Origin of the sequence: Flavobacterium marginilacus (assembly GCF_026870155.1) — a bacterium.
Classification (GTDB): domain Bacteria; phylum Bacteroidota; class Bacteroidia; order Flavobacteriales; family Flavobacteriaceae; genus Flavobacterium; species Flavobacterium marginilacus.
This window is the reverse complement of record NZ_CP113975.1, coordinates 2,825,747-2,839,940: the sequence shown is the minus strand read 5'-3', so window position 1 is coordinate 2,839,940 and position 14,194 is coordinate 2,825,747. Positions and strand designations below refer to the sequence as shown.

Sequence of the window (14,194 nt, the reverse complement as noted above, 5' to 3'; positions counted from 1 at the left end):
TATGGAGATAGCAATAATTGCACATGACGGGAAAAAAGAAGATATTGTAAAATTCTTAATTAAAAACCGTGAACTGTTACAACAGGAAAAAATACAATTTATAGCAACAGGAACAACGGGAGGCAGAGCCGAAGCCGAAGGTTTTAAAGTCAGAAGAATGCTCTCTGGTCCTTTAGGGGGTGATGCTCAGATTGCAGGGAGAGTTGCAGAAGGTAAGACTCAAATGGTTTTGTTTTTTAAAGACCCACTGTCAAGCCATCCGCACGAAGCTGATGTTAATATGCTTATCCGTGTCTGCGATGTTCATAATGTGCCGTTGGCTACAAACGAAGCAACAGCACAATTATTGATTAATGCTATAGCACTGCAATCATAGATATTTCTACATTTACATTTTTCGGCAGACATGCCACTTGAACCGTTTCACGAGCTGGAGCGGTTTTTTCGTTAAAATAAGATCCGTAAACGGTATTAATGCTGCCAAAATCATTCATATTCATGATGAAAATAGAAGTTTTTACAACATTTTCAAAAGTCATTCCGGCAGCTTCTAAAACCGCTTTCATATTTTCCATGACTTGTTTCGTTTCCAATTCGATAGTGTCTGTCACTAATTCCATCGTTGCTGGATTAAGTGCAATTTGACCAGATGTGTATAAAGTATTTCCTGTCAGAACAGCTTGATTGTATGGGCCAATTGGAGCTGGAGCTTTTTCAGTGTAGATTATTGTTTTCATTTATAAATTAGATTTTTATATTAATGTTAATTCAGATACAATGTAGAATTAAGTGTTTTTAATAAAAATGGTAAATTCTCCATGCATACTTTTTAGTATAAAGTAAATAGACAGTAATTCAGTAACGACTAAATGTATTAATTATTAATCGTTTTGCTATTAGCTGTAATTGTAATTTAAATAAAAAATCTAGAAATTTTGATTTCTTTTTTCCCATTTAATATCGCTGAGAACACCAGATTTGATTCCAATAAAGAAATTCCAAGTTGCATTTTGTCCAAAAGGAGTCCAGTTAAAATCCATTCTCCAGCTCATTAAATCTCTTTCAAAACGCAATTGAGTAAAAGTAACGCCTTTTTGAACAAAATCAAAACCAGTTGAAATACCAGCTTTCCACTTTGGAGTTAAATCGGTATTAGCTGAAATCATAATGGAATTCCCTGTTATTTTTTTCTCTCTATTGCTGTTTCCATATGTAAGAGAATAGGCAAATGTCATGTCCCAAGGCAGTTTAGATCTGAAAAATTCAGTAACGGCATCTTCATTTTTATCATCGTCATCAGTAAACTGGCTGTTTTTTCGATAACTTCCGGTGTCAATATCAGAACCAAATAAATCATCTTCCCGGCCTCCATTTCTTTCGGCCTGCGAATCTTTTTTCTTTTTTTTCTCTCCTCTGCTTGACAGGGAATAATTCATAGTCAAATTGGCACTTGTCATTCTAAAAAGACTGCCTCCATTGTTAATATTGAAAGTATTTATTCTATTTCCACCATTATCAATCGCATAAGGATCCAAGGTTGTTCCAAAATTAGCGCCCAATTTATTATCGAAGAATTGAGTTCCACCGCTTATCCTTACAGGAGCCCATGCAAGTGTTTTGGCATTGGCATCATAACTGGTAGAAAGATTTAGATTGTTTAACAGCATTATTTTTTTCGGCTCGGTTTTAGTGGTATCCTTATCTGCAACTTTTGCTTCAAAAGTATTACTAAGGTTGAATCCAAATGAATTGGAGCTATTAAGACCGGGCGCACCGTACATACCGCCTTCAAATCGAGTGTAATCTTTCTGCATACCGCCACTTCCGTCGATTGCGTAGGTGTCATAGTATTTTTCAAAACTAGGAGCGTAGCTATGAGAAATTGCGGGTCTCATTACGTGTCTGATTGACTGTATTTTTTTATCAGCTCCAAAATTAAAAGTTCCGTAAATGGTTGTTCCAATACTAGTTGATGAAGAATAAGTTCTAAAAGCATCAAACCCTTTTACTTCGTTAGTAACTACTGTAGCTAATTGATTGTCGTAATGTTTTTCGATAGTTTTAAAATACCAGACTTCATCATAATTTAAAGAGGTAGAAACACTAAAATATTTGAAAACTTTAAAGTTGGTGCTTAACGGAATGGAATGCTGGAATCCAATATCAGCATTTTGGAACATTTCAGGTTTAAAAAATAATGAATCGGTTGTTTTAAAGCTGTTTTTTCCGTTTAAGTTGTACTGTAAATTAATGTTCTTGAAAAACCCTTTTTTCGTGCCGTCACTTTTTGCAAACGGATACACACGGTCTACGCTAAACTGCAGTGTAGGAAGAGTCATATTGATTTCTTTTGTATTGGTATTCTGAGAGTGAGTTGCTGTAAGTGATATTCTGCTTTCTGGTACAGAATGAAATACTGTGCTATATGATATTGACGAACTCAATGAATTATTTAAAGAAGAACCTACATTGACTTGATTAATAGTTCTTTTAAAATATTCACTGCTCCCTAGATTCACCGAAGCAGAAAATGTTGAATTTGGATTAGCTTTTGAATCCTGTGAATGCGACCATTGAATGTTGTAGATTTTTGTTTTAGAATAATCTGGATAACCTCTTTCGCTGACTATATTATTTTCGTATCTAATATTAATGTTTCCTTGAAAATTGTATCTTTTAGCATAAGACGACTGCATTCCCAAAGCGTAACTTCCATTGGTGTAGTAATCTCCAACAACAGTTAGATTGTAATGATCGCTTAGCGCAAAATAATATCCTCCATTCTGTAATGAAAAACCCTTGGTGTTTGAATCGTTATAGGAAGGCAGAATAATTCCGGAAACACTCGTTTCTTTTGATAATGGGAAATAGGCAAAAGGCATGTATATTGGCGTTGGCACACCTGCTATTACCATGTAAGTGGAACCTGTAATTATTTTTTTTCCCGGAATGAATTTTATCTTATTGGTTTGAAAATAATATTCAGGATTGTCAACATCTTTGGCGGTTGTAAATCTTGCGCCTTTAAGGAAGTATACGGAATCATTTTCTTTTTTAGTAATAGCAGCTTTTACATTGAATTCCCCTTGAGTAGTTCTTGAATTCCAGATTAAAGCCTTTTTTGTTTTGAAATTAAAACGGATAGAATCTGGTTCAATGACATTCGAACCTTGTTTGAAATTTGGAAATTGAGTATAGTTGCCTAGGGAATCTTTAATACGGCCAGCATACACCTCATTTTTCTCATAATCCATGACAATGATACCCGATTTCAATTCAATATCCTCATAGTACAATTCAGCTTTATTGTACAAAGTCATGAGTTTTTTCTTTTTCTCAATTTTCTGGTAATCTTGGGCAGTGTATTTTACCTGTCCGTTCAGGAAAACTTTTTTAACTTTTATTGTGTCTAATTTGACTGTATCTTTTGGTGTTTCAGCTTCAGTGTTTTTATCTGCCGTATCATTAGCAGGTTTTTTAACTTCTTGTTTATTAGGAGTAATAGAAGTTTGTTTCTTTTTTATATCTTGAGAATATAAATTAGAACAGCCTAGAGATAGGAAAATTGATAATAAAACGATATTAAATAAGTTTGTATGCAAAGGTTTAAATACTATTTTTGTAAAATGAAGATACGAATATATTTGAGCCAAAATTACTATATTTTTCGGCAAAAATAATCAAAACATAAATTTATAATAGAACTGTTGTAATAAAATTAACTATTAGATGGATATAACAAAAAAAATGAAAATTGCATTCACATTTTTAATACTGCTATTTGTGGGCAATATTTATGGGCAATCCAATAATTTTAAAGTTACTCTAGATGCAGGTCACGGCGATCATGATTTTGGAGCTGTTTATAGCGGAAGAATCGAGAAAAACATTGCATTGGCTATAGTATTAAAAGTGGGCAGAATTTTAGAATCTTATCCTAAAGTAGAAGTGATTTACACCAGAAAAACAGATGTTTTTATTGATTTAGTAGAAAGAGCCAATATTGCAAATAGAGCCGATTCAAATATTTTTGTTTCCATTCATTGTAATGCAAATAAAAATACTGCTGCAGACGGTACCGAAACCTATGTTATGGGTATGAATAAAATTGCTTCGAATCTGGAGGCTGCAAAAAAGGAAAATGCGGTAATTACCCTGGAAAAAGATTATAAGAAAAAGTACGAAGGATTTGATCCAAACTCTCCGGAAACAATGATTGGGATGACTTTGATGCAGGAAGAATATTTAGAAAACAGTATTTCATTGGCCAGCAAGGTAGAAGATGCTTTTGCCTTATTAGGAAAAAAATTGCGTCATGGAGGAGTAAAACAGGCTCCTTTTATGGTTTTGCACAAAGCATATATGCCTAGAGTTTTGGTTGAAACAGGTTTTATTTCTAATCCGGCTGAAGGTGACCTGCTTAATTCAGAACAAGGGCAGGATGATATTGCTAAAGCAATTGCGAATGCTATTATTGGTTACAAAAATGAATATTTTGGAGATGGAGGCACAGAAACCTTTGAAGAAAAACCATCACAGATACTTAATGAAAATCCTGTGAAAACTAATGAAACACCAGGTAATAATTAAGGTGTAATTAAAAAAGAAACTTTGTAATCTATTTAATAAAAACTGTTTTTTTGTTCCGAAAAGCAGTATTGAAATTTAGAAATTTTTAATAATTACAAATTATTTCACACATTTATGAAGATAATGTCTAATAAATGCATTTTTGGAAGAAATACTGACTATGAAGGCGCAAGGAATCAATTGATGAATTTATAACAGAAGTCATATAATTATATTAATTTTTAGAATTATGATGTTTTCAAAAAATAAATTTAAAGCAGTAATAACTTTATTTTTAGCAATTCTAAGCTTTACTGCCGGCTCAGCACAATCGGCTGCAAAATTCAAAGTTGTTTTGGATGCGGGTCATGGCGGAAAAGACCCTGGAGCGAAGTATAATGGTCATAAAGAGAAAGACATAACTTTGGCAGTTACCTTAAAAGTTGGTAAATTGTTAGAACAGAACCCTAGTATTGGTTTGATTTATTCCCGTAAAACAGATGAATTTGTTGAACTAAGAGAAAGAGCCAAAAATGCAAATCGTGCTAATGCAAATTTATTTGTTTCAATTCATTGTAACGCTAATAAAAATAAAGCAGGAAATGGAAGTGAGACATATGTAATGGGTATGTCAAGAACAAATATGAATTTTGAAGTTTCTAAAACAGAAAACTCCGTAATCTTTCTGGAAGATAATTACAAAAAAGCCTATAAAGGTTTTGATCCAAATAACCCAGAAACATTAATTGGGCTGAAAATGGTACAGGAGAATAATTTGACTAACAGTATTAGTTTTGCAAAAAAAATACAGAATAATTTTTCAAAGTCTTCGGGAATAAAATCGCGGGGCATAAAACAAGAACCTTTATGGGTATTAGATGCTTCTATTATGCCGGGAGTTTTAATCGAGATAGGTTTTATTTCAAGTCCGAATGATATTTCTTTTCTGGGATCTGAAAATGGTCAAAATGATATTGCCAAAGCTATTGCTGATGCAGTTGTGAGTTATAAAAATGAAAATTTTGATTATGAGGAAGGAGAAAGTATTAGTGATAAATCTGTTCAGAATCATGATGAAAACCTTGAAAAAAAAGAAGAAAATCAATCGGTTTACAAAGGAACTGTAAAAAAAGATACGCTGGGGTCAATTTTTAAAGTCCAATTTGCTGCCAGTAAAAACAAATTGCCTTTAGAATCAAAAAATTTTAAAGGATTAAAACATGTATCGTTAGTATATGAGGATAATGTCTATAAATACTTTTACGGAGAAACTTCCGATTACGAAAATGCTAAGAATCAATTGAAAGAAGTAAAATCCAAAGGATATGATTCGGCTTTTTTAACGGCATTCAGGAACGGTAAAAAAATAAGCGTTCGTGAAGCGGTTAAATAATTATTAGTTCGAATATTTTATATTAAATTTACCCATTAAAAAAAAACAAAATTTTGAAAATTACAAGAGAAATAAAGACTGCTATTTTAGTTATTACATCAATTTTATTATTCATTTGGGGATATAGTTATTTAAAAGGAAAAGATCTTTTTAATAGTTATAAAACTTTCTATTCGGAATATGAAAATGTAGAAGGACTTGCACCTTCAGCTCCTATAACTATTAACGGGCTTGTTGTAGGAAAAGTAAAAACAATAACAATAACAGAAAAAGGTACTTTGTTAGTTGAATTGCAGGTGAATACTGATTTTCCAATATCTAAATCAAGTACAACAGCAATTTATGATGCAAGTCTTATTGGCGGTAAACAATTAGCGATTCGCCCTAATTATACCGATAAAAATATTGCCGAAAGCGGTGATTATTTAAAGGGTGCTGTACAGGCTAGCCTTATGGATTCTTTAGGCGACAAAGTTGGTCCGGCTCTTGCCAAAGTTGAAAAATTAATGACCAGTGCCGATCAATTGGTTATTAGTTTCAATGAAGTTTTAGATGCCAAAGGTAAAGCAGATTTAAAAAAGAGTTTAGCTGAACTTAGTGCTACAATGGAGCAGTTTCATAAAGTTGCTGCAAATGCAAATGTAATTTTAGAGGAAAACAAGGGACAATTGAAAGGTGTTGTTTCCAATTTCAATAAGGTTTCAGATAATTTTGTAAAGATTTCAGATTCATTAAATAAAGCTGATCTGGGTCTTACCGTTAGAAACCTGAATGCAACATTAGCTAAAGTTGACGGTATAATGAAAGGTATAGAGTCTGGTAAAGGGACAATGGGTAAATTAATGAAAGACGATGCTTTGTATGCTAATTTGTCCAAAACTTCAAAAGAGTTAGAATTGCTTTTACAGGATGTGAGACTAAATCCAACACGATATGTAAATGTTTCCGTTTTTGGTAAAAAGAACAAACCATATGTTGCTCCAAAAGATTCTATTACAAACGTAAAAAACTAATTTCATGAGTTATCTTAGTAATGTTTTATTTGCCATTGTATTGATTATTGGATTCGGATATTTTTATTTGAATGTAAAAAAAATCATTAGGAATATTAATCTTGGTATTGATGTAAATCGTAAAGATAATGCAAAAGCTAGATGGCGAAATATGGCTATGATTGCTCTTGGACAGTCCAAAATGGTAAAAAGACCAGTTGCAGGAATACTGCATATTATTGTGTATGCTGGTTTTATTATCATCAACATAGAATTGTTAGAAATTATTATAGACGGCTTGTTTGGGACTCATAGAATATTTGCTCCGATTGGAGCTGTATATGATGTTTTAATTGCCTCTTTTGAAATTCTGGCCGTTTTAGTTTTATTTTCGGTTACTGTTTTTTTGATAAGAAGAAATATCATCAAGCTGAAAAGATTTATTCATTCGGATTTGAAAGGCTGGCCAAAAGGTGATGCCAATTATATTTTATATTTTGAAATTATTTTGATGACTTTGTTTTTATTGATGAATGCTTCGGATCTGCATTTGCAGAATGTGCCTGGAGGATTTTCACATTTCATAAAAGCAGGTTCTTTTCCAATAAGTCAATTTATAGCTCCAGTTTTTGATGGAATGTCAAATGAATTGGTCATGCTGCTGAATGAAGCGTTTTGGTGGATGCATATTGTCGGTATTTTGGTTTTTATGAATTATTTATATTTTTCAAAACACCTTCATATTTTATTGGCTTTTCCAAATACATATTTTGCCAGCTTAAATCCTCAGGGACAATTTGACAATTTAGCTTCGGTAACTGCAGAGGTAAAACTGATGATGGACCCTAATGCTGATCCATTTGCTGCAGCGCCGGTTTCGGAAAATGAAGTTCCAAATAAATTTGGAGCCAGCGATGTACAGGATTTAAATTGGGTTCAGTTATTGAATGCTTATACATGCACTGAATGTGGACGCTGCACATCATCCTGTCCTGCAAATCAAACCGGTAAAAAATTGTCTCCGCGTAAAATTATGATGGACACAAGAGACCGATTAGAAGAAGTAGGAAAGAATATCGATGCTAACAAAGGTGTTTTTGTACCAGACAATAAAACGTTATTGAACGATTATATTACTCCAGAGGAATTATGGGCTTGTACATCATGCAACGCCTGTGTGGAGGAATGCCCGGTAAATATAAGCCCGCTTTCTATTATTATGGATATGAGACGTTATCTAGTGATGGAACAAAGCGCAGCTCCAATGCCTATTAATGCCATGATGACTAATATCGAAAATAATGGTGCTCCTTGGCAGTACAGTCAGCAGGACCGTTTGAATTGGAAAAATGACTAATAGTTTAATCGTTTATTTGGTTATTTGTTTAACCCAATAGCTGATTCACAAATTAACGATTAAACGAATAAACAAATAAACGAATTTTTAAAAGAAATGTCAGAAAATTTAATAGTGCCAACAATGGCCGAAATGCTAGCCCAGGGAAAACAGCCAGAAGTTTTATTTTGGGTAGGATGCGCAGGAAGTTTTGACGATAGAGCAAAGAAAATTACTAAAGCATTTGTGCGTATTCTGAATCGTGCAAATGTTTCTTTTGCAGTTTTAGGAACAGAAGAAAGCTGTACCGGAGATCCCGCAAAAAGAGCAGGAAATGAGTTTTTGTTTCAAATGCAAGCCATGATGAATATTGAAGTTTTGAATGCCTATGAAGCAAAAAAAATAGTTACTGCTTGTCCGCATTGTTTCAATACTTTGAAAAATGAATATCCGGAACTTGGTGGTCATTATGAAGTGGTACACCATACTGAATTCCTTAAATCATTATTAGATTCAGGACGATTAACGATTGAAGGAGGGCAGTTTAAAGGGAAAAGAATTGCTTTTCACGATCCTTGTTATTTAGGCAGAGCTAATAATGTATATGAAGCGCCAAGAGATTTAATTCAGAAACTTGATGCTGAATTAATTGAAATGAAACGTTCAAAAGCAAATGGTTTATGCTGTGGTGCCGGCGGAGCGCAAATGTTTAAAGATGCTGAGTCTGGAAATAAGGAAATCAATATTGAAAGAACAGAAGATGCTTTGGAAACAAAAACAAACATTATTGCAGCTGGCTGTCCTTTCTGCAACACGATGCTAACAGACGGAGTTAAAAATAAAGAGCGGGAAGATGACGTTAAAGTAATGGATATCGCTGAGTTAATTGCAAATGCTCAAGACCTGTAAGAGTTTAATTGTTTAAGATAATGTTTAACAGTTTGAAAACAACAATCTTAAACTATTTTAAATAACCCTTAAATAACTTTAAACTTTTTTCAGTCTAAATCTAAAATTATAAATCTGCAGTCTAAAATCTGCATTCTAAAATCATAAATACAATGCACGTTCCTTTTGAAAATTTACCCGGAGAATCTAGAATTTGGATTTATCAATCGAATAGAAAATTTTCGGATGCAGAGTTTTCCGAAATTGAAACTGATCTGCAGTCTTTTCTTAACGAATGGGCAGCGCATGGGACAAGCTTAGAGTCCTCTTATTTACTAAAATACAATCGGTTCATTATAATCGCAGTTAATCAGGAAGTGCAGGCAGCAACAGGCTGTTCAATCGATTCATCGGTAGAATTTATCCAAAGCATAGAGAAAAAATACAATGTAGATTTATTGGATAAAATGAATGTAACCTTCAAATTGGGTGAGCATATTGCATATAAGCCATTAATTGATTTCAAGAAAATGGTTAAAGACAAGGCGGTTACCGAAAACACAGTTGTTTTTAATAATCTGGTTAACAATATAGAAGAGTTCAACGAATCTTGGGAAGTTCCTGCTTTGGACAGCTGGCACAGCCGTTTTTTCAATTAATTAAAAGCAAGGATGTCTAAAATTATTTCTTTTTTATTAGTACTGTTTTGTTTTTCGATTTCTAATGCCCAAAACTCAGATATTGATCTTTTAAAAAAAATCAATCTCAATAGAAATACTAATCTCGAATCAGCAATGATTGGAATTACGAACAGTGCAATGCCTGTCAGTGTTGGTACCCCTGTGATTATTTATGCCGTTGGATTAATCGAAAAGGACAGTACTACGAAGAAAAAAGCAATATTCATGGGTGAGTCTTTGGCAGCTTCGGTATTTATTTCTGTAGCTTTAAAAAGTATTACCAAAAGAGACCGCCCTTATGTAAACTATCCGGAAATTGAAAATGTTACAGATGAATCCAGTACCTCTTTTCCTTCAGCTCATACTTCATCAGCTTTTGCAGCTGCAACATCCTTAAGTATGGCATATCCTAAATGGTATGTAATTGCTCCGTCCTTTATATGGGCAGGTACAGTTGGATATTCCCGTATGTATCTTGGCGTACATTATCCTACTGATGTTTTGGCTGGTGCGCTTGTGGGAAGCGGATCTGCTTTTTTGTGTTATAAACTAAATAAGTGGATTAATAAAAAAAGAAAGCCTCATCAAAAAAAGCTTTGGGAGTAATATCATTGAAGATTTCAGATTAACGATTTTTGATTTCTGATATGTGAATGCTTAAAACAGATTATTTTTATATGACTGTCCGCAAATAATACCATATGTTTTTTTCGCCACTGATTACACAGATTCTCATAGATTTTATTACTGTTTTTTTTTAAATCTGTGTAAATCTTTTTAATCTGTGGCTCTTTTAGATCTGTTTGGTATTAGTTAAGGATAGTCATAAACTTTTATATGCGGGTGGAGTTTTTCTTTCCCGCTTTTTTTATCAATTGTCCCAGTCCAAAACTGAGCTTCACTACAAACAATGTTCTCTTAATTTTGTTGAAAAAATATTGCTTCGAAGAAATTCCTTTTGTGAAAAAGCTTTGAAAGTAACTTTAAAAATGTTAAAATTTAACTTTTTTTTCATAGAAAACCGCTCCTAATCTGCTTACATTCGTTACGCTTAAAAATAGATATTAAATCGGCATAAAATCGATGTGAATGAGATATTCATATTGGTATGCAGATTAAATATAATCAATAAAAACAATCAAAAACATATATGAAAATAGCAATTGTTTGTTATCCAACTTTTGGCGGTAGTGGCGTAGTTGCAACAGAATTAGGTCTGGAATTAGCAAGAAGAGGGCATGAAATACATTTTATAACTTATAGTCAGCCTGTACGTTTAGCACTTCTTAATCCAAATGTGCATTATCACGAAGTAATTGTCCCGGAATATCCTTTATTCCATTTTCAGCCTTATGAATTGGCTTTGTCCAGTAAGCTGGTCGATATGGTTAAATTGTACAAAATAGAATTACTGCATGTGCATTACGCAATTCCGCATGCCTACGCAGGCTATATGGCAAAACAGATGCTAAAAGACGAAGGAATCGATATTCCTATGGTGACCACACTGCACGGAACCGATATTACTTTGGTAGGGAACCATCCTTTTTACAAACCTGCAGTAACCTTTAGCATTAATAAATCAGATTATGTGACTTCGGTTTCTCAAAGCCTGAAAGATGATACTTTGAAATTATTCAATATTAAAAATACGATTCAGGTCATTCCTAATTTTATTGAATTGGACAAAAAAGATTATGACCCAACGATTCCCTGCCGGCGTTCTGTTATGGCTAATCCCGAAGAAAGAATAATTACACATATCAGTAATTTCAGGAAAGTAAAGCGAATTCCGGATATCATTAAAATATTTTATAAGATTCAAAAAAAGATTCCATCCAAGTTGATGATGGTAGGGGATGGCCCCGAAAAAGAAAAGGCTGAAAAATTGTGCAGGAAGTTTGGTATTCAGGACAAAGTCATATTTTTTGGCAACAGTAATGAGATTGACCGCATTCTAGGCCTTACCGATTTATTTCTTCTGCCTTCCGAAACAGAAAGTTTTGGTTTGGCAGCTCTCGAAGCAATGGCTTGTGGTGTTCCAGTGATTTCAAGTAATTCTGGAGGTCTGCCGGAAGTAAACAGGGATGGTGTTTCGGGTTATCTGAGTGATGTTGGAGAAGTGAATGAAATGGCAGAAAATGCATTAAAAATATTAAAAGAGGACAGTGTTCTCAATGAGTTTAAAAAGAATGCACTGCATGTAGCAGAACAATTTGATATTAAAAATATTCTGCCTATTTATGAAGCTTTGTACCAGAAGGCAATTAATAAATACAAATAGTTGACTACTATTAATAATTGGGAGCGGGATGATGAGGCATTTTAAGTGAGCATCGTCCCGCTTTTCGTTGCACACGAACGATAGCGAACTGATGAAGTAATCTTGTGTGCCGAACCCCGGCACATAAGGATTTTCACAGCAATCGGGGCTAAATGGGAAGATTCCGCTTTTTGCCGTCATCTAAAAAAAATGTAGAATAGCGTTCAGATAGTTGCATATTTTCTGCTAGCCTGCTAGTTGGAGCTGTTATTGATTAAATAAGATAAAGTAAATCATAATATAAAATGTAATTGGAATCATTAGAGTAAAAAAATTTAATTTTGAATCTATGATTCCATTTTTAGGATTGTAAGGGTCATAAAAAATTTCAATTTTTTGGTCTTTTCTAAAATTATAGTTTTTAGAAAAATGTTTAGACGATGTTAGAATATTTAAGTTTTTTGTTACACAATTGCTTTCATATTCGATAGAATTTACTGTATAGCTATATTTAATTGTTTCTTTCCAGCCTTCAGTATCAGTATCAGTTTTTGACCGAAACCAATTCATTTGATATTCAATGATTACAGCTTCCGTTTTTACCCATTTTTTAATCGTTACTAAATAAAAGTAAATGATTTTTGAAATAATAAAAACACTTATGCAGAACCAAATCGCAACGACAATTTGTATAAATACTATAAAATTATTTTCTGTCATTTTTGAATACAGTTTAAACTTTTTATTTTGTAGTCAATTCAATTTTGTTATATCGAAAAACTTTCGCTCTTTCTGGGTTTTCTTCACCTTGTATTGTTCCTTTTAGGTAATCTTTATTTTTATAAAATTGTCCTGTAACTTTTATTCTGTTTTTAAAAGCATCAAAATTTTTAGGTAATTCGAGTTTTTTATTTTCTGGTTCGATATAGATATAGTGTTTCATATTTAAAGTATTTTTATCCTTTTCCAAATCTTCTTTTTGTATCCAATTTGGGCAAGCGCAGCTAAAAACAGCATAATCCAATTCTAATGTTTGAATTTTAGGTTCCAAAATATTGTTTGGATTAGACATTTCTTCGCCTCTTTTAAATTCGTGCAGTTTTTTAGTTTTTACAGGTAATCTTACGGGTGATTTATCATCTTCATGTTTAGAATAATTGCATGAAGTGAGAATAAAAAGTATTATGAAAAGAGTAAATTTTGTCATTGATATTTTTTAGATGGTACACAGTCAAGTAAATTACCCAAATCCGTTGTAGTAGTTTAGTAGCTGTTGTGTGTCGTTGTTTCTATTTATTCAGTTTTTTCAAGCTTTCATTTATCCATTCATTATACCATTCAGCAAAATTATATCTCGATCTAGTTTCAGTTGTCAATGGATATATCCCTTCATCATTTGCCCTTGCATCAATCCATACATTTCCTTTTTCTGATCCTGAAACAACCAAAAAATAATAAACTGCGCATCCATAATGACAAATTCTAATACTACCATAAATATGTTTTTCATCAAAATACTCTAATTCCCAATTTTTAAACTCATCACTTTTAGTATAATATACATCGTCTTTATTTCCGACATACGTTAGATTCCTCTTTTCGGTATAGGGAAAATTTTCATTTAGAAATTTTCTGTTTTCAATATCAAGTTCAAAATTCCAATCTTCTAACTTGAAAACTCCATAAGCTGGACCAACTCCACCATTTCCAATGGTTTTTATAAAATTTCTGTATTCAAATGGTAGTTCAATTTGATTAGTTTTTTCAAAGTCTAAGATGTTTTTCTCCGATAAACAACTGTTTAGTTTGTATTTATGCTTTTTGGAACCAAATATTTGAAATGGATTTTTCTTGAAAAGACCATTTCCATCAATTTTTTTAAGTTTAGAAATTTGTTCTTTTTCAATTACCATTTAAGTTTTTTTTATTTACGTATAGTTTTGCTAAAATAACACACATATACATCCAAATACAGATGCTTTTGTGCGATAAATCGTGATATTTTACTTTCTCAAATATAAAAAATAATACTCATAATCCTATAAAATGATTCTTCCAACTTTTGATAATCCC

The 14,194-nt window shown here is 32.7% G+C and carries 13 protein-coding genes and 1 pseudogene; 9 read left to right on the top strand and 5 right to left on the bottom strand.

The features are described from left to right. Position 1: 1 nt before the first annotated feature. Positions 2-376, top strand: a complete 375-nt coding sequence (locus tag OZP07_RS12205) for a methylglyoxal synthase (RefSeq protein ID WP_194642019.1) — start codon at positions 2-4, stop codon at positions 374-376. Here OZP07_RS12205 and OZP07_RS12200 read toward each other — a convergent pair. Together OZP07_RS12200 and OZP07_RS12195 are read right to left on the bottom strand one after the other, a co-directional pair. Then, on the bottom strand, positions 357-737 hold the full coding sequence (locus OZP07_RS12200; RefSeq protein ID WP_194642020.1) for a RidA family protein: 381 nt from the start codon (positions 735-737) through the stop codon (positions 357-359). The genes OZP07_RS12205 and OZP07_RS12200 overlap by 20 nt on opposite strands. 189 nt (positions 738-926) lie before the next feature. Beyond that, positions 927-3,602, bottom strand: coding sequence for a putative LPS assembly protein LptD (locus OZP07_RS12195; protein ID WP_281635285.1), 2,676 nt, complete (start codon positions 3,600-3,602; stop codon positions 927-929). A gap of 145 nt (positions 3,603-3,747) precedes the next feature. Here OZP07_RS12195 and OZP07_RS12190 point away from each other — a divergent pair. From OZP07_RS12190 to bshA, 8 genes and pseudogenes are all read left to right on the top strand, one after another. Further along, a pseudogene (locus OZP07_RS12190) lies at positions 3,748-4,572 on the top strand (N-acetylmuramoyl-L-alanine amidase family protein); the annotation flags it as partial. A gap of 247 nt (positions 4,573-4,819) precedes the next feature. Then, the gene (locus OZP07_RS12185) at positions 4,820-5,962 is read left to right on the top strand and encodes an N-acetylmuramoyl-L-alanine amidase family protein (protein WP_349293635.1); all 1,143 of its coding nucleotides are present in this window, start codon (positions 4,820-4,822) and stop codon (positions 5,960-5,962) included. 53 nt (positions 5,963-6,015) lie between these two features. Beyond that, entirely contained in the window at positions 6,016-6,975 is a 960-nt protein-coding gene (locus OZP07_RS12180) for an MlaD family protein (RefSeq protein WP_281635284.1), read from the top strand. 4 nt (positions 6,976-6,979) lie between these two features. Continuing rightward, complete coding sequence (locus tag OZP07_RS12175) at positions 6,980-8,311, top strand: 4Fe-4S dicluster domain-containing protein (RefSeq protein ID WP_281635283.1); 1,332 nt, start codon at positions 6,980-6,982, stop codon at positions 8,309-8,311. A 96-nt stretch (positions 8,312-8,407) separates the two neighbouring features. Further along, positions 8,408-9,199 carry a (Fe-S)-binding protein gene (locus OZP07_RS12170; protein ID WP_281635282.1) on the top strand — a complete coding sequence of 264 codons (792 nt, stop codon included), beginning with the start codon at positions 8,408-8,410 and terminating at the stop codon, positions 9,197-9,199. A gap of 152 nt (positions 9,200-9,351) precedes the next feature. After that, positions 9,352-9,837 carry an ABC transporter ATPase gene (locus tag OZP07_RS12165; protein ID WP_281635281.1) on the top strand — a complete coding sequence of 162 codons (486 nt, stop codon included), beginning with the start codon at positions 9,352-9,354 and terminating at the stop codon, positions 9,835-9,837. A gap of 12 nt (positions 9,838-9,849) precedes the next feature. Then, the gene (locus OZP07_RS12160; protein WP_281635280.1) at positions 9,850-10,464 is read left to right on the top strand and encodes a phosphatase PAP2 family protein; all 615 of its coding nucleotides are present in this window, start codon (positions 9,850-9,852) and stop codon (positions 10,462-10,464) included. Between the two features lie 544 nt (positions 10,465-11,008). Next, positions 11,009-12,142, top strand: coding sequence for an N-acetyl-alpha-D-glucosaminyl L-malate synthase BshA (gene bshA, locus OZP07_RS12155; protein WP_194642027.1), 1,134 nt, complete (start codon positions 11,009-11,011; stop codon positions 12,140-12,142). Between the two features lie 246 nt (positions 12,143-12,388). On the opposite strand, the gene OZP07_RS12150 is transcribed toward bshA, so the two are convergent. From OZP07_RS12150 to OZP07_RS12140, 3 genes are all read right to left on the bottom strand, one after another. After that, a complete protein-coding gene (locus tag OZP07_RS12150) occupies positions 12,389-12,841 on the bottom strand; it encodes a DUF3592 domain-containing protein (RefSeq protein WP_281635279.1) in 453 nt (150 codons plus the stop codon). Positions 12,842-12,863: 22 nt separating this feature from the next. Next, the gene (locus tag OZP07_RS12145; protein WP_281635278.1) at positions 12,864-13,328 is read right to left on the bottom strand and encodes a hypothetical protein; all 465 of its coding nucleotides are present in this window, start codon (positions 13,326-13,328) and stop codon (positions 12,864-12,866) included. A gap of 82 nt (positions 13,329-13,410) precedes the next feature. Continuing rightward, entirely contained in the window at positions 13,411-14,034 is a 624-nt protein-coding gene (locus OZP07_RS12140) for an SMI1/KNR4 family protein (protein ID WP_281635277.1), read from the bottom strand. Positions 14,035-14,194 lie beyond the last annotated feature (160 nt).

What these genes read in the sequence shown, in the direction of transcription:
- OZP07_RS12150 (WP_281635279.1), bottom strand. Translation starts at nt 12,841, where the DNA reads ATGACAGAAAATAATTTTATAGTATTTATACAAATTGTCGTTGCGATT.
- OZP07_RS12145 (WP_281635278.1), bottom strand. Translation starts at nt 13,328, where the DNA reads ATGACAAAATTTACTCTTTTCATAATACTTTTTATTCTCACTTCATGC.
- OZP07_RS12170 (WP_281635282.1), top strand. Translation starts at nt 8,408, where the DNA reads ATGTCAGAAAATTTAATAGTGCCAACAATGGCCGAAATGCTAGCCCAG.
- OZP07_RS12175 (WP_281635283.1), top strand. Translation starts at nt 6,980, where the DNA reads ATGAGTTATCTTAGTAATGTTTTATTTGCCATTGTATTGATTATTGGA.
- OZP07_RS12160 (WP_281635280.1), top strand. Translation starts at nt 9,850, where the DNA reads ATGTCTAAAATTATTTCTTTTTTATTAGTACTGTTTTGTTTTTCGATT.
- OZP07_RS12165 (WP_281635281.1), top strand. Translation starts at nt 9,352, where the DNA reads ATGCACGTTCCTTTTGAAAATTTACCCGGAGAATCTAGAATTTGGATT.
- bshA (WP_194642027.1), top strand. Translation starts at nt 11,009, where the DNA reads ATGAAAATAGCAATTGTTTGTTATCCAACTTTTGGCGGTAGTGGCGTA.
- OZP07_RS12140 (WP_281635277.1), bottom strand. Translation starts at nt 14,034, where the DNA reads ATGGTAATTGAAAAAGAACAAATTTCTAAACTTAAAAAAATTGATGGA.
- OZP07_RS12205 (WP_194642019.1), top strand. Translation starts at nt 2, where the DNA reads ATGGAGATAGCAATAATTGCACATGACGGGAAAAAAGAAGATATTGTA.
- OZP07_RS12200 (WP_194642020.1), bottom strand. Translation starts at nt 737, where the DNA reads ATGAAAACAATAATCTACACTGAAAAAGCTCCAGCTCCAATTGGCCCA.
- OZP07_RS12185 (WP_349293635.1), top strand. Translation starts at nt 4,820, where the DNA reads ATGATGTTTTCAAAAAATAAATTTAAAGCAGTAATAACTTTATTTTTA.